This is a genomic window from Bacillus haimaensis (assembly GCF_048270625.1).
Lineage (GTDB): Bacteria > Bacillota > Bacilli > Bacillales > Bacillaceae_I > Sutcliffiella_A > Sutcliffiella_A haimaensis.
The window spans coordinates 1,247,218-1,267,384 of record NZ_CP158164.1 but is presented as its reverse complement, the minus strand read 5'-3'; the positions used below and the strand labels follow the sequence as shown (position 1 = coordinate 1,267,384).

The window sequence follows — 20,167 nt, the reverse complement described above, 5'->3', positions numbered from 1 at the left end:
AAGTAAGAATGGCACCCGATTTCGGTAAGTATCTTTCTTATCCTTTCAACTCGTTCTCCAAAAACGCATAAAAGTCTACCCATTCATCGATCTGCTTCGATGTTGGTTTTCCGAGGCCATGGCCTGCTTTCTTTTCAAGGCGAAGGATGACGGTCGTGGATGGATCCGCTTTTTCATTCAGTGTCGCTGTAAATTTTTTGGCGTGTGCCGGGACTACCCTGTTATCGCTGTCTGCCGTCGCTATTAAAATCGGCGGATACTTTACCCCTTCCTTGACATTATGAAGTGGTGAATAGGCATACATGAAAGGGAAATGCTCAGGATTCTCGGCGTTTCCGTATTCAGGTATCCAGTACTTCCCGATGGTAAACTTATGATATCGCAGCATATCGATAACCGGAACTCTGCAGATCACTGCCCCGAATAAATCCGGACGCTGCACCATGCAAGCGGCAACGAGCAGGCCACCATTAGAACCACCCATGATGGAAAGCTTCGCAGTGGAGGTGTACTTGTTCTCGATCAGCCATTCCCCCGCTGCAATGAAATCATCAAATACGTTCTGCTTATTTTCAAGCATTCCGGCTTTATGCCACTCTTCCCCGTACTCCATGCCACCACGCAGATTCGCGACCGCATACACACCGCCCTTTTCCAACCAGCGAAGGATTGCTGGATTAAAGGAAGGCGTAAAACTCACATTGAATCCTCCATAGCCATACAGAATGACTGGATTTTGACCATCCAATTCCATCCCCTTTTTATGTACGAGAAACAGCGGGATTTTCGTGCCATCCTTGGATGGATAGAATACCTGGGTCGTTTCATAATCCATTCGTTCAAAAGGAATGTTGGATTCCGACACCAATGTCAATTCATTCTTTGAAAAATCATAATGATAAACAGAGGTAGGATTAATGAAAGAAGTGATACCAAAATACATCTCGGTGCTCTCACTGTTCACCGTCAAATCCGTTAATGATCCGATGAAAGGAAGCTCGATTTCCTGCTCAAATCTGCCTTCTTTATTATAAAGATGGATAGCATGGTGTGCATCCTGCGACAGGACCATGACAAATTTTCCATCGACATATTTGATGTACTCCATCACCGCTGCCTGTTCAGGAATGATTTCCTTCCAGTTTTCCCTCTCAGGATTCAATATGTCTATTGCGATTACACGCATTTTGGGCGCATGAAGATCCGTTTTGAAGTAAAAGACCGTTCCTTCATTGGTGATATAAGAATATTCGGCATCCTGCTGATCCAATAGCTTAGTAAAGCTCTCATCCTTTTCGGTATCCTTAAAATAGAAACGATTTTCAGATGCGGTGCCGAAATTCACATGCAGGCAAAGATATTGCTTGTCCTCAGATAGGATTGGAGTGAACATCAATTCCTTCTCTTCTGGCTGTTCGTGCAGCAGGATATCTTCACTTTGGTCGGTACCTAGCTGATGGTAAAACACTTTATGATGTGTACCTTCCTCTTCGTCTGCAATCGTGCCGGGCTTCGGGAACCTGCTGTAATAAAAGCCTTTTCCATCCGGTGACCAGACAACCGCCGTGAATTTCACCCATTTTATGACATCGACCAAGTCTTCACCGATCGTGACATCCCGGACTTTAACATCCTGCCAATCGCTGCCGTTAGCTGATGTAGCATAGGCAACATAGCGCCCCTCCCTGCTTACCGTAAAATCCGTCATCGCAACCGTCCCGTCATCCGAAAGGCCATTTGGATCAAGGACGACCTTCTCCCCACCGTCTTGCTTCATATAAAGGACAGCCTGATTCTGCAGCCCATCATTTTTTTGATAAAATAATTTGTCCTTCACCTTTTTCGGCACAAAATGTTTTGGAAAATTCCAAAGCTCCGTCAAACGTTGCTTATCGTTGGACTTAGACTCTATTTCAGCAAAATAAGCCTGACATTCCTTTTCTCTTTCTTCCACCCATGCCAATGTTGCCTCAGAACTGCTATCCTCCAGCCAACGATAAGGATCCGCAACCTTCGTCCCGTGAAAATCCTCTATAATGTCACTCTTATTTACAGTAATCATATACCACACTCCTTCCAATCTGTTCCATTACCATTTCGATATACGAAATATGAATTCCTGCTAAAAGATTGAAAAAACCATGTGGACAGGTCCAGTGGTTTCATCTTTCGACTCCATTGATTCCCTCACCAGGCTCACTTTGGTTGCCCGAGGGTATCATCAGGGTCTTTGATTCCCTCTCCCACTGCTTTTGGTCTGACTCAAGGTATCATTCAAGGCTTTTGATTCCCTCTCCCATTGCTTTTTGCCTGACCAAGGGTATCATTCAGGGTCTTTGATTCCCTCTCCCAACCTTTTTAGTCTGACTCAGGGTATCATTCGGAGCTTTTGATTCCCTCTCACACTGCTTTTCGCCTGACTCAAAGTATCATTCAGGGCTTTTGATTCCCTCTCCCACTGCTTTTCGCCTGACTCAAAGTATCGTTCAGGACTTTTGATTCCTTCTCTCACCGCTTTCGGTTTGACCAAGGGTATCATTCAGGGACTTTGATTCCCTCACTCCCCGCTTTCTGACTGCCTCAAGGTATCATTCGGTACTTTAAATACCTTTACTCTCTAACTTTCGAATGAGACAGCGTATCATTCAGAAATCTTCACTCACTATAAATTGACTGAAAAATGAAAAAAGCAATAAAATACCTTAAAGGGCTACTTTTAACCACCACTTAAAGGGGATGATGATACATGGAACAAAATAAAGCGCAGGAGATATCTACGGACGGTTCTTTCAAAAGGCAAACAAACCGATTTACCACCCCTTTCGGAAGCAAGCCCGGCGAGTTGCCAGTAGAAGCAAAGCGATATCGACTTCTCTGGACACCGGCTTGTCCATGGGCCCATCGGACAGTCATTGTGCGGAATCTGCTCGGACTGGATAAGATAATCAGTTTGGGGACAGCTAGCCCGCTCCGTCCCAAGACTGCACAAGTGGATTGGGAGTTCTCGTTGGATGAAGCAGGCGTCGACCCTGTGTTGGGGATCAGATACATGAGTGAAATCTATAAAAAGACAGATCCGGAGTACAGCGGCAGGCCTACGGTTCCGGTGATGGTCGATCTTAAGAGCATGCAGGTTGCCAACAACGACTACTTTAAGCTCACCAACTACCTGGAGACCGCTTGGAGGCCGTTTCATAAAGAACAGGCACCGAATTTGTACCCTGAACATATACAGGCAGACATCGATGCATTGAACGAGGTCATTTTCCATGACATAAATAACGGTGTATACAAATGCGGCTTTGCCCTGTGCCAGGAAGTATACGAGGAAACTTATGACCGCTTGTTTGCAAGATTGGATGAGTTGGAGGAACGACTTTCCACTCAACGTTTCCTCTTCGGCGAATTCATCACAGATTCAGATGTTCGGCTCTATTCCACCTTGGTACGGTTCGATGCAGCATATTACTCCGCTTTCAACACAAACAGAAATCTAATTAAAGAGTTTCCTAATCTTTGGGGCTATGTACGGGACCTTTATCAGACAGAATGCTTCGGCGATACAACAGACTTTGATGCCATCAAAAAGCATTATCATGTTTCAATCACAATTTTCGTAGATAAGGAGGATGTAAAAATACTGCCGAAGGGACCGGATTTATCAGGCTGGAATAACCCTCACCATCGTGAGCGCCTGAGCAAAAAGACCGATAAATTTCTATATGATTCCTAAAGGAGCGGGTGAGATGATTCTGAGAGACGCCATGCCAAACGATATCCCTTCCATTCGCCAACAGCGTGTAGAGGCTTACCAAGAATATGCTCCACTACTTCCCGAAGCACATTGGGAGGCGTTAAAAAAGTCCATCCTGTCAGAGGCCGATCTGCAAGCAGGTGTGGAAATCATTGTAGCCGAGTCTGACGCAACGATTCTTGGGAGTGTCGTGCTATTCCCGCCCAAGATAAAAGCATATGAGGGTTTCGGGGACATACTTGAGCATTCAGAGATCCGGATGCTCGCCGTGGCTCCATCCTCTAGGGGAAAGGAGTAGCTTCCGCCTTGGTAAAGGAATGCATCATCAGGACCAAAAACAAAGGCTATCCTGCCATTGGCCTTCACACCGGCGAATTTATGGAAAGCGCCATACAATTGTATACCCAGTTCGGATTTCTCCATACTCCCGAACACGACTTTGAACCTGCCAATGACGGGATTATTGTAAAAGCATACAGATTGAACATGTAAATTGCCACTGAAGTAGGTTAAATAATAATGGTGAATATTGTCTATTTTTAACTGTACCTATATACTGAACATACCACATGATTTTCCCATACATAACAATTCTTTTACAAGGAGATGGAAAAATGAAACTTGGCGCTTTTTCTGTAAGTTTAACTGTAAAGGATCTTCAAATCTCTAAAGCATTCTATGAAAAACTTGGATTTCTGTCATTAGGCGGTGATATTTCCCACAACTACCTTATCATGAAGAATGATAATTGCATTATCGGGTTGTTCCAGGGAATGTTTGAAAAGAACATATTGACTTTTAATCCTGGATGGAATGAAAATGCGGAGAATCTAGCATCATTTACGGATGTTCGAGAGCTTCAAAGGGAACTGAAAGAAAAAGGAATTACCGTGCAGACTGAAGCAGATGAATCAAGTGAAGGACCAGCTTATTTTACATTAGAAGATCCAGATGGCAATCAAATTCTTGTTGATCAGCATAGATGATTAGATCAGCATCATAATGAAACCTCACCCCATAGCTGTGAAGCTAACAAAGGGTGAGGTTTTTTTCTTACAAATACTCCTGTAGCGTAACCTGAATAATCAATACATTTTAATTACTTATCCTTATTTTTCATCATGAAAATGAAAATGACAAATTGAATAACTGTTACTTCATTCAAGAGCTTAAATGTTCATGAACCACTTTCCAACCCTCGTCGTCTTTTTCAAATACATTCGTTCCTCGACCTTTACCCTCTTTATAAACCCCGTCTATCAAACCGGACCATTGAAATTTATAGATACAGGCTGCATTAGACTCACCTATTGTAATCCATCGGACATCATGGATTTTGTAGACTTCATCACGAATGTAATCCCAAGTTTTTTCAAAGAATTCTTTAAGAGGCTTGTGCCCTTGAACCGTTTCATTAGAAAAATAATATATTGCATCTTCTCTAATTAATCTACGTACGTTTTCAAACTCATGAGTATTAGTTGCTTCCTCGTACATTTTTAATGCTTCTTGTGGAGATGATGCAAGCATCCGTGAGCCCCCCCTATATTTTTACCTCAAACCGTAAATCCATTATTAAAAATAATATCATATTTTTATGTAGTCAATCTCAAAAACAATTAAAGTATCAAGATGAATCAATACGATTGATCTTGATACATTTGTTCATAATTTCCCCAAATCCTCATTTACCATATCCATACTACCCTCCCTATCCTTCACTTTAAGCATCCAAGCTAATGCAGCGAGCATACTCACGGCCGCAGCGAAAAAGAGAATGCCAAATCCGAATATGTCGATCAGCAGGCCCAAGGTCGGTGGAGAGATAATAGCGGCTAATGAAGATACTAGATAGTATAAGCCTGTTCGTGCACCGTAGCTTTCTTTACTGCCAGTAGAAATGATAAATGGGTAAGCATTAATATTGATACACGCCCAGAACATCCCTCCAACCAGCAGCAGAGTTCGCAAAAAGAAGACGGAATCCACCCAATTCAGAAGGAGAAATACGATGGTTAACCCGATGATACCAATCACAATCATCTTTTTCTTGCCGTATTTTGCCCCTAGCAACCCACAAGGTATCGCGGAGGCGACAAAGGTCAATGAAAAGAAGGCTAAAGAAAACGCTGATGCACTTTTGGATAAGCCAAGTTCATTTACCCCGTACAAGGTGAACAATGCCTCCATGCCTTGTATCGAAATGAACCAGAAAAAGATTGCAGCCAACAAGAATAGTGTTTGACTGCTTAGTTCCTTCTTGTAATTAAACTTTGGGGCCTTCGTAACGGTATAGGAAATGCTATCTCTATCTTCTTTTATGTTTTTATGAACGATCCACAGCGCAAAAAGGAAAAGTGCTGAAACTAGTAAAAATGGAAAGGATTCATCTAGATGAAATAAGAAGGAGCCTGCACTGAAGGCTATAATCGCGCCACATCCACCCATGAAATTGATGATGCCATTTGCTTTCGTGCGCATGGGTTCCGGTGTGATGTCCGGCATCAAAGCAATGGTCGGTGAACGGAAAATGGCCATTGATAAATTCATGCAGATCATAAAAACAATCAAGGTCAGCAGGCTGGTGTGAAAGGGTATGAGCGCAAAAAATAAAGCGGCCATTGGTATCCCGAAAAGCAGATAGGGCATCCGCCGACCAAAGCGTGTAAGGGTACGATCGCTCTTCTGCCCGATGTATGGCTGCAAAAAAAGGGCGATATAATTATCGATCGTCATCAGGAATCCGATCAACGCCGTACTAGCGATATAATTGTCCAAAAAGAACGGAACAAATCCGTTATACAGTGACCAACCAACGCTGATGCTAAAGAAGCCAAAACCCAACAGCCATGTTTTTCTCATTATCGTTCTCCTTGTTGTCAATTTACCCTATGAGAAGGCATAAAAAAAGATGAAAAGAGTTATGTAAATGTAAGAACAAATTCGCTTCATTGCGATATTAATAGTGCTACTATCCTATGCAATTCTTCCCTCTCGTTTGCTTGTTCGATTGTTAATTCTTTCAAATATTGTAAATAGGGGTCAGGCCCCTTATTTCGAGTCTCTAAAGAAATGTAAAAACCACCCTATAGTGTAGCTTTAGGGTGGTTTGGACACTGCTATTAAAACATTATTTTTAAACTAGCAATCACTTATCATCATCGACTTCCTTCAAGAAGCTACCGATGATGCTTACATATTCTTCGGGCTCTTCAAGATACGGCATATGTGCACTTTGCTCGAACACATGGAACTTCCCACTAGGAGTCAGCGTACTAAAGTACTCTGTTGATGAAGGAGTCGCTTCATCATAGCGACCGCAAGTGTAAAGGGTTGGGACATGAATGTCCTTTAGTTCCGAGGTGCAGTCAAAATCTTTTAGGTTTCCTGTCACGTGGAACTCAGACGGGCCCCACATGATATTGTACACTTCCGGATTTTTAAAATGAGCCCCTTTTTTAAGGAAATCTGGAAACGGATCAAGCCTGCAAACAAAATGCTTATTGAATATAGTGGTTGCGTCCTTGTACTCCTTGGAGTCGGTTGTTCCGTTTTCTTCACATGTTTTTAGTGTCTGTTGAACATCAAGAGGCAAATGCTCCCGATTTCTTTCCTGATCATCCGCCCACAACGGAGCGCTTAAGCAAGGACTTGAAAAGATGATGCTTTTCACGCCTTCCGGATTGGATAAATAATAGGCTGCAGCGAGCGTTGTGCCCCACGAGTGTCCTAGAATATGGAATTCTTCAAGCATAAGAGCTTCTTTTAATTGACCCAACTCTTCCACGAACCGATCAAGGTTCCATAAAGATGTGTCATCGGGACGATCAGACTTGCCGCATCCCAATTGATCATAAAAAATGACCGGTCGATCCTCTGCCAGGATTCGCAAGCCCTGCAAGGAATAATGAGAAGATCCAGGTCCCCCGTGCAACACAATCACAGGTGCCCCATCCTTCTTACCTTCATGTTTCTGATACCACACCTTTCCACCAGTCACTTCGATAAATCCCTCAAGTATAGACATTTAACATTCCCCCTATATGTATGGACTTCTTTTATTATCTAGTAAAACGCATGAAATTGGTAGCTTGGCTAAGAAGGCAAATCAGAAAGTTTATCATAGTATAGCCGAGATAAGACCATACTATGGTAGCTCCGATCCTATACATGATTTGTTATGTTTCTTCTTTTTAAATGTGTTTATAGTTCCCCTGAAAAAAGTATGATAAAGTATGAGAGATACATAAGTTGAAGGGAGTTTTTTCTGTGTCTAACAATAAAGAAAACAATACACTGCCACCAAAAACCTGTACCATCGATCGTCTCGTTACGATGCCGGATGATGTGAAAAAGGTGTTGGATGGTAAGAAAACAGCGACACGCCGAAATGGCAGATATGCTGATGTCGGAGAAATCATGGAATTGGAAGGGAAACAATTCATCGTGGAGAGTGTGTATTCCCAGTCACTCGGGGAATTGACGGATGAACATGCCCGTCATGAGGGTTATGAGACTGTAGAACAATATAAAGAGTCCATTTTATCCTATCACCCTGGCATGCCATGGCTTCCACATATGAGAGTATGGGTGCATGAGTTCAGTCCAGCTAACGAATAGTCGGTGCATCGATGGATATCACATACAGAATCATTATTTACATACATGTACTTAGTGCGATAGCCTCAATCGGACCGTTCTTCGTACTTTTACCGATAGCTAACAAGCTGAGAGTGGCAAAAGACCAGGCAATGATCGGCTATTTGGAGACATTCCGTTTTGTCGTCCGCCTCTCGAAGCATACCGGCCATGTACTGGTCGGATCGGGGATACTTCTTGTAGTGCTGGGTCCCTGGACCTGGAGTACACCTTGGATCATCATGACACTGATCATCATGTTCTGCTCCCTGTTCTTTTTGGCCCGGGCATTCTCGCCGAAGCTTCGGAAGTTCGAGGAGGAAGGTCATAATAAGACGGAGCTTGCTGCTAAACTGAAACGGACCGTTTGGATCTACCTCACTCTGTTATTAGCGATGCTTTGGTTCATGGTCGTCAAACCGCCATTATGGTAATTGAAAAAGGTTCAGTCCTTACGTCTTTGACGTTTGGACTGAGCCTTTTTTTATGTAAATTCAGGATTTTTCTTTACTGTCTTTATTTTGAAAATGAAATAATAGTATTTATAAATGACAATCAGAATGAACATGATTTTGAGCAGGATGCTGTCCAAAATGAAAAATGGAAAAGCAATGGTGAAATCCGCGAATAACAAAATCGTGATTTTCTGCTTCAACGTCATACTTCTTTCCCGTACAAAGCTTTCTAAATGCTTCTTATATATCGAAGTACCTTTAAACCAAACCTCAAATTTTTTCGAGCCCCTCACAAAGAAAAAGGAAGCCAACAATAAAAGTGGCGTCGTCGGTAAAACAGGCAGGATGATACCTATGATTCCTAATCCCATGCATATAAAACCTGCAATAATATACAAACTACTGATAATTCTTTTGATAAGGACCATCCCTTTCCTGATCCCTGGAAAATAATACTCAGGATATTCTAATAAAGACTACATACTCTTTCTTTCATTATCTCATAAAAAAACCTTTGGGGACAGGTCCCTCGTCCCATAAAGTGGGACGAGGGACCTGTCCCCATGCCTACGCTCTCACCTTTTCCCTCTTCAATAACATCCCCATCGGAATATAGGTGACCCAGAAGACAAACAGTGCCGCCAGTTCAAGATTGATATAATACCAGATTCCGGATCCGAAGAAGGAAAGGATGGTTTTGGTTTCTGTCGGGTTTGCTAGGTAGAAGAAGTTGGTGTCCAATAGAATATTGATGAAAAAGATTGGTGCAGCGATGACGTTTGCGATAAGAAAGCTCGTAAGTATGGCTTTCCTTGGAACCCGATAGCCCTCGTAATAAATGAAATACAGGACTGCCCAGGCGATGGCTGCATGATGAAGGAAATATTTCAGGAAGCGGTAATGAGGGAAACTATAGTGCATTTCAGGTGTGACCATGCTCAGGATTGGTGGTATGAAGCCTATAAAGAAAAGCAGATGGAACAGTTTGTTATTGGACTTCAGAAAAAGATACATGGCAATGAACGTACTGAATGAACAAAGCTGGATCGGGAGGTCTTCTAATCCCCACTGATTGGTAGCGACGACCCAAATCTGATGGGAAATCTCACTGATTAGTAAAATACTAAATAAAGTCCACTTGATAGCTTGCTGGTAGGGCTTCAAACCTTTTCTGAAAGATACCAACAGAAAACAGATTGCCATAAACAATAAAAACGTCGCAATATGCTCGACAGAAAACAGCTCAAATGTGCGCATTTCCGTAACCGAAAACATGCTAGCACCCCTCACCCATTTGGAATTAAGCGGTTGTTATGGATAGTGTATTCGCATCGTGCAACGATTAAGTCTGTCCGTGCCATAATACAATATAAAAAAGACCGACTGCGTGTTAATAACATGCAATCGGTCTTTGATATATGGTCTGAAGTGAATCTATTGAACATCCGCTACACATCGAAACCCGATATTCCCCGTCGAGCTGTCCGGTGTATTTCCAGTTCTTGCTGCCACTCTATAACGGTTACAATAGGACTTGTGGCAAAGGTAGGATCCCCCTTTCATCACTTTGGCCGTTCCCTTAGATGGACCTTTCGGCGATAGCACCACTTCTTCTGTTGGGTGGTTAGGTGAGAACCAATCTGAACACCACTCCCAAACATTGCCTGCTACATTATAGAGTCCAAAGCCATTAGGTTTAAATGAATCCACTGGTGCGGTTGCCAGGAATCCATCATCCTCGGTATTTTTCATAGGGAACTCCCCTTGCCAAATGTTACACTGATGGATTTCATCCTCTAATAGATCATTTCCCCAAGGGTATGTTTTGCTTTCCAATCCACCTCTTGCGGCATATTCCCATTCCGCTTCTGTAGGCAGTCTTTTGCCTGCCCAATTACAATAAGCCACAGCATCATTCCAGGATACATGGACCACTGGATGATCGAGGCGCTTCTTAATATTGGAATCCGGTCCTTCTGGTTTCTTCCAGTTTGCACCTTCCACAACAAGCCACCACGGAACACCATGGACGACATTTTTCACTCTTTTTTTTACAGCTTTGGAAGGCAACAGATGAAACACAAACGACCACCCGAATTTTTCCGCTTCCGTTACATATCCCGTCTCATCCACAAACTCTTTAAATTGCCGGTTTGTTACAGAGTAGCGATCTATCGCAAAAGGCTGCAAACGGACCTTTCGAACCGGACCTTCCCCATCCTTTGGAAAGCCCTCTTTGTCCTCTGTTCCCATAAAAAAATCGCCGCCTGGTAATGTAACCATATCCTCATTATGTCGCTGTTTTTTCGTATGCTTCTCAAGTACCTCTATATCAGTTGAAACGTTAGTTACATTCCTTCTACTTGCTGCGCAACAAGATGTTTTTTCCATTTAAGACACTCCCCTTATTTCTTAAAAACTAGTATACCAGTAATGAACGAAAAATTTAACATACTAGGGGAATTTGGAAACTCTCTAAAAACCCTTAGAGGGGTATAGACTATTCATAATCACGGACAGAATCTTTAAGGAATCTCAGCTCTTCTTTTAACTTACTAACCGTCTCTGCATAGTTCGACTCATGATATACATTGTTCATTTCATATGGATCGTTATTTAGATCGTACAGTTCCCATTCAGGGGTTCTAGGCTCATCTTCTGCAGAGGAGGAACCCAATGCTTCCCCATAATAATGGATAAGCTTATAATCGTGTGTCCTTATACCATAATGTGCACCAACTCGATGCTCCAGACTTAGGTGCTCCCAATAGCGGTAGTACATGGATGTCTGCCAATCCTCTGGAGTATTTCCCTCGAGGATCGGCTTTAAGCTTCTCCCTTGCATAAAGTCAGGGATATCAATTCCTGCGTAATCCAGAAAAGTTTCGGCAAAATCCACATTCAATGCAAAATCTTTTGAAATAGATCTAGCCTTGATTCCCTTTGGATAACGGATTACAAATGGCATTCTAAGGGATTCCTCATACATGAAGCGTTTGTCATACCAGCCATGGTCTCCCAGGAAGAAACCTTGATCAGAGGTATACACGATGATCGTATCTTCGGCAATTCCCTCTTCATCCAAATAATCCAGCAGTCTGCCTACATTATCATCTATAGATGCGACACATCTTAGATAATCTTTGATGTAGCGCTGATAATACCAGCTTTTCAATTCCCGTTGCGATAGACCTTTAGGTGGGTCTGCTTTCACATCCCGATACACCAAATCTCGATCTATCCGCATCTTAGCTTCCTTCACCACATCAGCCTTCCCTTCGTAATCGTCATGGAAAGACTCCGGCTCCGGAATATCCACATCCTCATACATGTGAGCGTGCTTTTCATCCGGATCCCACGGACGGTGTGGCGCTTTATGGTGACACATAAGCATAAACGACTTGTCTTTGTCACGCGACTTCATCCAATCAATCGATAAGTCCGTTACAATGTCGGTTGCATAGCCCGGAATGGTAATTTCCTCTCCCATATCATACATAACAGGATCATGATAGAGACCTTGACTGTGGAATATCGTCCATTTATCAAAATCAGCAGGATCGTGATGCCCGCCGTGTCCCAGATGCCATTTCCCAAAAAGCGCAGTCTGATAGCCATTCTCCCTTAAAATTCTTTGAACAGTCGGCTGACGGCTATCGAATCTGTCCCCTAGGGTTTTCACTCCATTTACATGATTATACAAGCCGGTGAGTATGCTGGCACGGCTTGGAGCACAGATGGAATTGGTACAAAAGCAATTGTCCAGTCGCATCCCCTCTTCTGCAATTCTATCCAGGTTGGGAGTTTCATTGATTCTGCTTCCATAGCAACTCATAGCATGTGCTGCATGATCATCACTCATGATAAAAATAATATTGGGCTTTTTATGTTCTTTCATCACAATCTCATTCCCCTCTCCCTTCAGCTTTTCCATTCAAAAAAAGCGAACAACAGTTAAGTTATCCGCTTCTTCTATATAAAAAATTAAAATGCATTCAATCTAACATGCTCATCCACAATCAAAGTCGGTTCCGTACTATTCTGAATGTCCTCCACAGTATATCCCTCTGCAACCTCCACAAGCTTCAATCCTTGCTCCGTTACATCTAGAACAGCACGGTCTGTAATGATACGGTCCACCACACCTTTCCCTGTCAAAGGCAGGGTGCATGCTTTCAAGATTTTCGCTTCCCCAGCTTTATTCACATGATCCATGATAACGATAATACGCTCTGCACCATGAACAAGGTCCATCGCACCGCCCATACCTTTGATCATTTTCCCTGGAATCATCCAGTTGGCAAGGTCACCATTTTCACTTACTTCCATACCGCCAAGGATCGCGATATTCACGTGACCGCCGCGTATCATTGAAAATGATTCGGCACTGTCAAAATAGGCCGCCCCCGGAATGGCTGTGACGGTTTCTTTTCCAGCGTTGATGAGGTCCGCATCCACATTATCCTTTGTTGGATAAGGTCCGATGCCAAGAAGGCCGTTTTCAGATTGCAATACTACCTGCTTGTTTTCGGATATGTAATTCGCCACAAGGGTGGGCATTCCAATTCCGAGGTTTACGTAGTAGCCGCTCTCGATTTCTTTTTCTGCACGTTTTGCGATTTTCTCACGTGTGTTCACTGTTCCTTTTGCCATGATAGGTTCCCCTCCTCGCTAGTCTCTAGTAGTTACGCGTTCGATTTTCTTTTCCTGCTGGCCGACGATCAGACGTTGGACGTAGATGCTTGGTGTCTGGATATGGTTTGGATCCAGTTCACCGATTTCCACAAGCTCTTCCACTTCTGCAATCGTTACTTTACCAGCTGCCGCGATCATCGGGTTGAAGTTACGGGCAGTTTTGTTGTAAATGAGATTCCCCATTTTGTCGGCTTTATCCGCTCTTACCAAACTGAAATCGGCAGTAAAAGCTTCCTCCAACAGATATTCTTTTCCATTGAATTCGCGCACTTCCTTGCCTTCCGCGATTGGCGTTCCAACTCCCGCTGGCGTGTAGAATGCCGGGATTCCCGCTCCGCCTGCACGAATTTTTTCTGCAAGCGTTCCCTGTGGCGTCAGTTCGACTTCTAGTTCACCGGATAGTACCTGACGTTCGAATTCCTTGTTTTCCCCAACGTAAGACCCGATCATTTTCTTGATTTGCTTATTTTTCATTAAAAGGCCAAGTCCCCAGTCATCGACTCCGCAGTTGTTGGAGATGACAGTCAAGTCTTTCACGCCTGTTTCAACTAACGCCAGGATCAGGTTTTCCGGGATTCCGCAAAGGCCAAATCCACCGACCATGATTGTTGCACCATCTTGGATGTCTTTTACCGCTTCCGTAAAGGATGTATAAATAGGTTTCATCGCTGTTGCACCTCTCTCTATTTGGTTAGATGTTTTCTACAATTGTTGCTACACCCTGGCCGCCGCCAATACATAGGGTAGCAAGTCCTTTTTTCGCATCACGACGCTTCATTTCGTGAATGAGCGTAACCAGAATACGAGTTCCACTTGCCCCAATCGGATGACCCAGAGCAATCGCACCGCCGTTGACGTTCAGTTTCTCGGAGTCGAATTGAAGCTCTTTCCCAACTGCGAGCGCTTGTGCTGCGAAGGCTTCGTTTGCTTCCACGAGATCCATCTCTTCAAGTGTCTGCCCACCTTTTTCCAAGGCCTTCTTCACGGCAGTTACCGGTCCGATTCCCATGATGCTCGGATCCACTCCACTGCTAGCATTGGCAACGATTTTCACTAAAGGCTTGATGCCAAGCTCGTCTGCCTTTTCCTTGCTCATGACAACCACTGCTGCAGCGCCGTCATTGATTCCGGATGCGTTACCTGCAGTCACTGATCCATCCTTTTTGAAAGCAGGACGCAATCCGCCAAGCTTTTCGGCAGTTGTTCCCTTTCTAGGATATTCGTCTGTATCCACCGTCAGAATTTCTTTTTTCTTTTTCACTTCTACAGGAACGATTTCGTCCTTGAATTTCCCGTCCTCGATTGCCTGGACCGCTTTCTGTTGGCTGTTTGCCGCAAATTGGTCCTGCTCTTCTCTTGTCAGATCATATTTCGTGCAAAGGTTTTCCGCGGTAACACCCATATGATAATCATTGAACGAGCACCACAGCCCGTCATGGACCATGCTGTCTGTCACCTTTTGGTCGCCCATCCGGTATCCATCACGAGCTCCTTGCAGGAGATATGGAGCCTGTGACATATTCTCCATCCCGCCAGCTACCACAATATCCGCATCTCCGGCAATGATGGCTTGTGCTGCCAGATGTACTGCCTTCAGACCTGATCCACACACTTTATTGATTGTCATGGAAGACACTTCATTCGGAAGTCCTGCCCCGATCGCTGCCTGCCGTGCCGGATTTTGACCGAGCCCCGCCTGCAGCACATTCCCCATGATTACTTCATCTACACTATCTGGTGCAAGCCCGGCTTTTGCGAGCGCCTCTTTGATTACTACTGCTCCCAACTGTGGAGCGGAAACATCCTTCAATGCACCACCAAAACTTCCGATCGCTGTTCTGACAGCGCTTACAATGACTACTTCTTTATTTGACATGATTCCATCTCCTCTCGCTTGAATAATTCTTGATTCCTGTCGAAATTCCTGCTTTTTTTAAAAAATTTCTATTATTCTTGCTTTTATGGCCCTCTTCTAACTAAAATTGAAGTAACGAAATTCCATTAATCAGGGGGAACTCCAAATGAATTTACCTAGCAAGGCGACCATCATCGAAGTAGGACCTCGCGATGGTCTGCAGAATTTGAAGACCTTTGTTCCAACCGACGCTAAAATCGATTTTATCAAGCATCTTAAAAAGGCCGGCATCAAGGAAATGGAGCTCACTTCTTTCGTTTCGCCAAGATGGGTCCCGCAAATGGCAGACGCACCTTCTGTAATCGAGGAATGCTTGGATGATGAGACACGAAACTTTGTACTGGTGCCAAATCAGAAAGGAATTGACCGCCTGCTCGGAACAAAATGCAAAAACGCGGCTGTATTTGTTGGAGTGAGCGACTCATTCAATAAGAAGAATATCAATAAAACGACTGAGGAAAGCCTGCTCGAGTTGGAACCGATCATCCGTGATCTCAAGGAAAAAGGTTTCTTTATACGCGCTTGCATCTCCACCTCCTTCTATTGCCCTTATGAAGGAAAAGTGGATGTGAAGGATGTTGTGGCATTATGTAAAAGGTTTGAAAGCTTCCGGGTCGATGAACTCAGTGTGGCAGATACTATCGGGATGGCCAACCCGAAAGAATCCTACCGTTTATTTTCAGCATTAAAGAAAGCGCTACCAGGCATGATGCTCACAGCGCATTTCCACAACACAAGAGGAATGGCGCTTGCGAACGTTTTCGCTGCCCTTCAAGCGGGTGTTGACCGCTTCGACACATCAGCAGGCGGACTCGGAGGCTGTCCATTCGCACCAGGAGCATCAGGTAACGTTGCAACAGAAGATGTCGTGTACATGCTTGAACAGATGGGAGTCCAAACCGGAATCAACCTCAGGCACATTGTAAAAGCATTGGAAAACCTGCTGCCCCACCTGGATAAGCAGTATGAGAGCCAGTATTTTAAGCTCCAAGGAACAGGACCGTTGACTCAGGTTTAAGTACATGTGGGGGACAAGTCCCGTGTCCCATTTCACCAAATGCATAAAAACCCCCTCCCCTATCCACATTAACAAGTGATATCAAGGAAGGGAGAATATTCTAATGTCCAAGCACAACAAACAAGGCCCTAGTCAAAAAGGGCAGCCGAACGCAGAGAGCGCTAAGCAAGTTGTATCTGCAGAAGAAGTGGAACGTACCACTCACCCTACAAAGCGTCAGAACTCGGAGCAATAATTCTTCTGGGACAATGGACCTGTCCCTATGGACCACACTGAAGGTTTGAAAAGAACCCGCAACGTCTTTTGTTGCGGGTTTTTGTGCTTTTGGCGTGTATAAGGGCGCCTGTCGTGCTTTCTGCATTTTCTGCTCGAAGGTTTAGGGTATAATATAATAGAAATAATATCCAGTGAGGGAGGTCATAGCGATTAATCGGAAATATGTTTCAACAGTTCTGGCTGCATTATTTGGCTTTCCTCTCTATTTGTCCATATTTTTTGATAGTAGATTTGGATATTCTGATTTTAGTGAAAGCAGCTATCTTATCTCTCATACCATTTTAGAGTTTTCAGCTATATTTATTGCTGTAAGTATTGCGCTACAGGGATGGCTTTTTTTCAAGGGTCCCTCTTCTGCAAAAATATTCATCTTTTCGAGCGCATTCCTTGCAGTAGGTATTTTTGACTTCATGCATATATTGTCTTTCCGGGATATGCCTGGATACCAGGTTGATTTTCCTTATGTAAGCTCCTGGTTTTGGCTTTCTGCTAGGCTCACGGAAACGGTTCTATTCGTTGTCCTAGTCTCCAGGATGGACAAACAGCCTAATACCCCGGACTTCAGACAGATTCTCATCACACTTACCATTCTTTTCACAGCAGGGGTTTCCATCATCATTTTCACCCTATCACCAATTCTGCCTCCCCTATCCCAACATAGGGAACTCACACTTTGGAGCTATTGGATAATTTCCATCATAACAATTGTTCATACTGTCATTTTCATTCACGCTCTTATTAGTATTAGAAAAGGCCTTCATCATGACAAGGAATATATTGCACCAGCTTCCATGCTGCTGATTTTCTCAACCTTTACTTCGTTGAGCCAGTTTGTCATAACGGACTGGAGTAACTTTGTCTCCCATATTTTCAAAGTGGTCGGATACATCTATTTATTCAGACTGGTTTTCATCCGGTACGGGGAAAGGCCGTTCAAGGAACTTGAGGATATGTCTGCCACCTATAAGCGTCTCCTGAACAGTGTGGTCGAAGGAATATACGGCATTGATAAAGAAGGAAAAGTGACCTTTATCAACGAACCGGCTTCCAGGATGCTTGGATATCGGGAGGATGAACTGTTAGGGCGTATAGGTCATCCCATTATCCATCATACAAAGGCTGATGGATCAGACTACCCTATGGAGGAATGCCCGATCTGTCATGCAGCGAAAAGTGAAGAGCATACATATGCACCAAATGAACTTTTTTGGGATAAAAGAGGCGAAAGTTTTCCAGTTGAGTATTTTACTAGACCGATTTATGAAGATGGGCAGGCAAAAGGAACCATCGTAACGTTTCTTGATTTGACCGATAAGAAAAAGTTGGAGAGTCTCGAAGTACAGCATCAGCATATGAAACACGAAGTGGCACTTGCTGCCTCGGTCCAGCAATCCCTATTAACAGCATTAACGAACTATCCTGAAGGTGTAGATATCGGCTATCTCAGCATTCCGTTTAAAGAGCTTAACGGGGATTTCTATACTCTTTATCCCAAGGAAAGGGAGATTTCCATTGCCATTGCGGATGTTTGTGGAAAGGGGATTCCTGCAGCCATCCAGATGACCATGATGAAATATGCCATGGAACAAGGTAATCCCCCAGATCATGCCCTAACTGAAATAAATAGGTTTTCCAATCAACATATGGATGACATGTCCTTTATTACCATGCTTGCCAGTACCTATGATATAGAGACTCGCATGTTCCATTATTCCTCTGCCGGCCATGAACCTGCCCTTCACTACCATCATCGTGATAGGAAGTTTAGCGATCTTTCTACAACAGGTCCTATTTTGGGTGTGATGCCAGAAATGGACTACCAATCCAAAAGAACGCAGCTTGACCCAGGGGATTTTATCATTTTTTATACAGATGGAATGATTGAAAGAAAAGAAAACCTCGACGATAACAATAAAATTATAAAAGAATGCTTTTTGGACCTGGATTTATCGAATAGTGCTCAAGAAATTACCCAGAATCTATTTGATTTCATTAATAAAAGGCAGCCGTTCCCCATCGAAGATGACCAAACACTGATTCTACTAAAAGTGGAAAATAGGGAGACAAGAGTATGATGGAAATAAACATGAATATACGGGACGTTCTCTTGAACTTTTTTCTGATTTTCACTCCAATTTTCTTTTATCAGTACATTGTCACCAATTACACTGCCACAAAAAGCAGACTGTTCCTGGGGGTGATCTGTGGGATTGCCGCTGTCCTTTGCATGCACTACCCCATCCTATCAGGAGATGGGTTCCTTTGGGATCTCCGATGGATCGCATTGATGATAGCAGTCCTATACGGAGGGGCTCTTGCGGGAAGTATTACTGCCACCATGCTGGTAGTCTATCGGTTCAGTCTTGGTGGCCTCCTTGGCTCAGTGAATGTACTGTTGTTAGCCGTTGTACTATTTGTAATTTTTATCCTGTTAAGATCCAAATACATGCAGAAATCTCATAAATCCAAGTTGCTTTTTGGAGTGATGCTGGCCTTTTTCACTTGGATTATTGCCATTTCAGCAATTATCGCTCATTTTGTGATCACCGACAATATCGATTACATTCTTCAATATAGCCTTCCCATCTTTCTTGTTATGGGAACCTGCTATATAACTTCCAGTTTTATTTATATCTACTTTTCTGAAGAAATCAGAAACTACACAAGAATGAAAGAGAATAGCTTTCAAGCGGAAAAGCTTAATCTGGTTACCGAGCTTTCTGAACTGCTGTCGTTAGAAATGAAACGGTCCCTTGACACTACAAGTGAACTGTTGGAAAATGCCCAAAATGGCAGTGATTATCATAGAAGGGCAAGCATCCCAAAGGCTCTAAAAGAAATAAAGAAAGCCAAAAAAGCTATTAGAGGCTATGTGAATTATTCCGGCCAGTTTTCAGGTAGCCAGCCCAAAGCGCCGCTCTATCAATTGGCACAGGAAATCAAGGATCTATTGACTCCCTATTCCATTCAAAAGAAAATATCTATTGAGCAGTTAATCCCTGAATCGTTCCACGTCGAAGTGGATGCCTTTCGCATGAAACAGCTGCTTCTCAATCTGGTGAAAAATGCAGCAGATGCAACACCAAAAAGTGGCACCATCAAAATGGAGGCAGTCAAACGCGGCGGGCAAGTATACATCATAATCACCGATACTGGTATAGGCATGTCCAAAACCCAACTTTCCAATCTTATCGACTTCGGCGCCTCCACCGGCAACACCGGCGTCGGACGCGGGCTGATGGTCACCTTCCATCTCATCCAGGAAATGGGCGGGACACTATCCTTCCACAGCACCGTCGGCAAAGGAACCACCGTAACAATCAAACTTGGTGCATAGGGACTGGTCCCTTGTCCCACTTCCTAAATATTACTCGAAATATGGATATTTATGCTAAAATAATAGTATTGTAGTAAAT

Annotated in this window: 21 protein-coding genes; 10 read left to right on the top strand and 11 right to left on the bottom strand. The window is 43.5% G+C overall.

Annotated features, from left to right (window positions below):
- Positions 1–37: 37 nt before the first annotated feature.
- On the bottom strand, positions 38–2,062 hold the full coding sequence (locus tag ABN702_RS06325) for a prolyl oligopeptidase family serine peptidase (protein WP_417899888.1): 2,025 nt from the start codon (positions 2,060–2,062) through the stop codon (positions 38–40).
- Between the two features lie 684 nt (positions 2,063–2,746).
- Between ABN702_RS06325 and ABN702_RS06320 the strand changes: the two genes are divergently transcribed.
- The 4 genes from ABN702_RS06320 (at position 2,747) to ABN702_RS06305 (ending at position 4,740) form a co-directional block, all read left to right on the top strand.
- Positions 2,747–3,733 carry a glutathione S-transferase family protein gene (locus ABN702_RS06320; RefSeq protein WP_417899887.1) on the top strand — a complete coding sequence of 329 codons (987 nt, stop codon included), beginning with the start codon at positions 2,747–2,749 and terminating at the stop codon, positions 3,731–3,733.
- Between the two features lie 13 nt (positions 3,734–3,746).
- Complete coding sequence (locus ABN702_RS06315; RefSeq protein WP_417899886.1) at positions 3,747–4,052, top strand: hypothetical protein; 306 nt, start codon at positions 3,747–3,749, stop codon at positions 4,050–4,052.
- An 8-nt stretch (positions 4,053–4,060) separates the two neighbouring features.
- Positions 4,061–4,246: a hypothetical protein gene (locus ABN702_RS06310; protein WP_417899885.1), complete on the top strand. Its 186-nt coding sequence runs from the start codon at positions 4,061–4,063 to the stop codon at positions 4,244–4,246.
- Positions 4,247–4,368: 122 nt separating this feature from the next.
- Complete coding sequence (locus ABN702_RS06305; protein WP_417899884.1) at positions 4,369–4,740, top strand: VOC family protein; 372 nt, start codon at positions 4,369–4,371, stop codon at positions 4,738–4,740.
- A gap of 175 nt (positions 4,741–4,915) precedes the next feature.
- On the opposite strand, the gene ABN702_RS06300 is transcribed toward ABN702_RS06305, so the two are convergent.
- From ABN702_RS06300 to ABN702_RS06290, 3 genes are all read right to left on the bottom strand, one after another.
- Positions 4,916–5,284 (bottom strand): YybH family protein, encoded by a 369-nt coding sequence (locus tag ABN702_RS06300; protein WP_417899883.1) that lies wholly within the window; start codon positions 5,282–5,284, stop codon positions 4,916–4,918.
- Between the two features lie 135 nt (positions 5,285–5,419).
- Positions 5,420–6,616: an SLC45 family MFS transporter gene (locus tag ABN702_RS06295; protein WP_417899882.1), complete on the bottom strand. Its 1,197-nt coding sequence runs from the start codon at positions 6,614–6,616 to the stop codon at positions 5,420–5,422.
- A 286-nt stretch (positions 6,617–6,902) separates the two neighbouring features.
- The gene (locus ABN702_RS06290; protein ID WP_417899881.1) at positions 6,903–7,781 is read right to left on the bottom strand and encodes a proline iminopeptidase-family hydrolase; all 879 of its coding nucleotides are present in this window, start codon (positions 7,779–7,781) and stop codon (positions 6,903–6,905) included.
- Between the two features lie 308 nt (positions 7,782–8,089).
- Here ABN702_RS06290 and ABN702_RS06285 point away from each other — a divergent pair, with 308 nt between their 5' ends.
- Both ABN702_RS06285 and ABN702_RS06280 read left to right on the top strand, forming a co-directional pair.
- Positions 8,090–8,374, top strand: a complete 285-nt coding sequence (locus tag ABN702_RS06285) for an ASCH domain-containing protein (protein WP_417900842.1) — start codon at positions 8,090–8,092, stop codon at positions 8,372–8,374.
- Between the two features lie 17 nt (positions 8,375–8,391).
- The gene (locus tag ABN702_RS06280; protein WP_417900841.1) at positions 8,392–8,826 is read left to right on the top strand and encodes a hypothetical protein; all 435 of its coding nucleotides are present in this window, start codon (positions 8,392–8,394) and stop codon (positions 8,824–8,826) included.
- Positions 8,827–8,876: 50 nt separating this feature from the next.
- Here the strand turns inward: ABN702_RS06280 and ABN702_RS06275 are convergent, their stop codons facing one another.
- The 7 genes from ABN702_RS06275 to ABN702_RS06245 form a co-directional block, all read right to left on the bottom strand.
- Complete coding sequence (locus ABN702_RS06275) at positions 8,877–9,218, bottom strand: YbaN family protein (protein WP_417899880.1); 342 nt, start codon at positions 9,216–9,218, stop codon at positions 8,877–8,879.
- Positions 9,219–9,414: 196 nt separating this feature from the next.
- The gene (locus ABN702_RS06270; RefSeq protein WP_417899879.1) at positions 9,415–10,122 is read right to left on the bottom strand and encodes a TIGR02206 family membrane protein; all 708 of its coding nucleotides are present in this window, start codon (positions 10,120–10,122) and stop codon (positions 9,415–9,417) included.
- A gap of 159 nt (positions 10,123–10,281) precedes the next feature.
- Positions 10,282–11,238: a formylglycine-generating enzyme family protein gene (locus tag ABN702_RS06265; RefSeq protein ID WP_417899878.1), complete on the bottom strand. Its 957-nt coding sequence runs from the start codon at positions 11,236–11,238 to the stop codon at positions 10,282–10,284.
- 109 nt (positions 11,239–11,347) lie between these two features.
- Complete coding sequence (locus tag ABN702_RS06260) at positions 11,348–12,745, bottom strand: sulfatase (protein WP_417900840.1); 1,398 nt, start codon at positions 12,743–12,745, stop codon at positions 11,348–11,350.
- Positions 12,746–12,831: 86 nt separating this feature from the next.
- Positions 12,832–13,500, bottom strand: a complete 669-nt coding sequence (locus ABN702_RS06255; protein ID WP_417899877.1) for a CoA transferase subunit B — start codon at positions 13,498–13,500, stop codon at positions 12,832–12,834.
- Between the two features lie 18 nt (positions 13,501–13,518).
- A complete protein-coding gene (locus tag ABN702_RS06250) occupies positions 13,519–14,208 on the bottom strand; it encodes a CoA transferase subunit A (RefSeq protein ID WP_386643881.1) in 690 nt (229 codons plus the stop codon).
- A 25-nt stretch (positions 14,209–14,233) separates the two neighbouring features.
- Positions 14,234–15,418: an acetyl-CoA C-acetyltransferase gene (locus ABN702_RS06245; protein WP_417899876.1), complete on the bottom strand. Its 1,185-nt coding sequence runs from the start codon at positions 15,416–15,418 to the stop codon at positions 14,234–14,236.
- Positions 15,419–15,563: 145 nt separating this feature from the next.
- Here ABN702_RS06245 and ABN702_RS06240 point away from each other — a divergent pair, with 145 nt between their 5' ends.
- The 4 genes from ABN702_RS06240 to ABN702_RS06225 all read left to right on the top strand — a co-directional run bounded on the left by ABN702_RS06240 (position 15,564) and on the right by ABN702_RS06225 (position 20,088).
- On the top strand, positions 15,564–16,475 hold the full coding sequence (locus ABN702_RS06240) for a hydroxymethylglutaryl-CoA lyase (RefSeq protein ID WP_417899875.1): 912 nt from the start codon (positions 15,564–15,566) through the stop codon (positions 16,473–16,475).
- Between the two features lie 103 nt (positions 16,476–16,578).
- Positions 16,579–16,710 carry a hypothetical protein gene (locus ABN702_RS06235; RefSeq protein ID WP_417899874.1) on the top strand — a complete coding sequence of 44 codons (132 nt, stop codon included), beginning with the start codon at positions 16,579–16,581 and terminating at the stop codon, positions 16,708–16,710.
- A gap of 172 nt (positions 16,711–16,882) precedes the next feature.
- Positions 16,883–18,826: a SpoIIE family protein phosphatase gene (locus ABN702_RS06230; protein WP_417899873.1), complete on the top strand. Its 1,944-nt coding sequence runs from the start codon at positions 16,883–16,885 to the stop codon at positions 18,824–18,826.
- Positions 18,823–20,088, top strand: a complete 1,266-nt coding sequence (locus ABN702_RS06225; protein WP_417899872.1) for an ATP-binding protein — start codon at positions 18,823–18,825, stop codon at positions 20,086–20,088. Before ABN702_RS06230 ends, ABN702_RS06225 begins: the two co-directional genes overlap by 4 nt.
- The last annotated feature ends 79 nt before the right edge of the window (positions 20,089–20,167 follow it).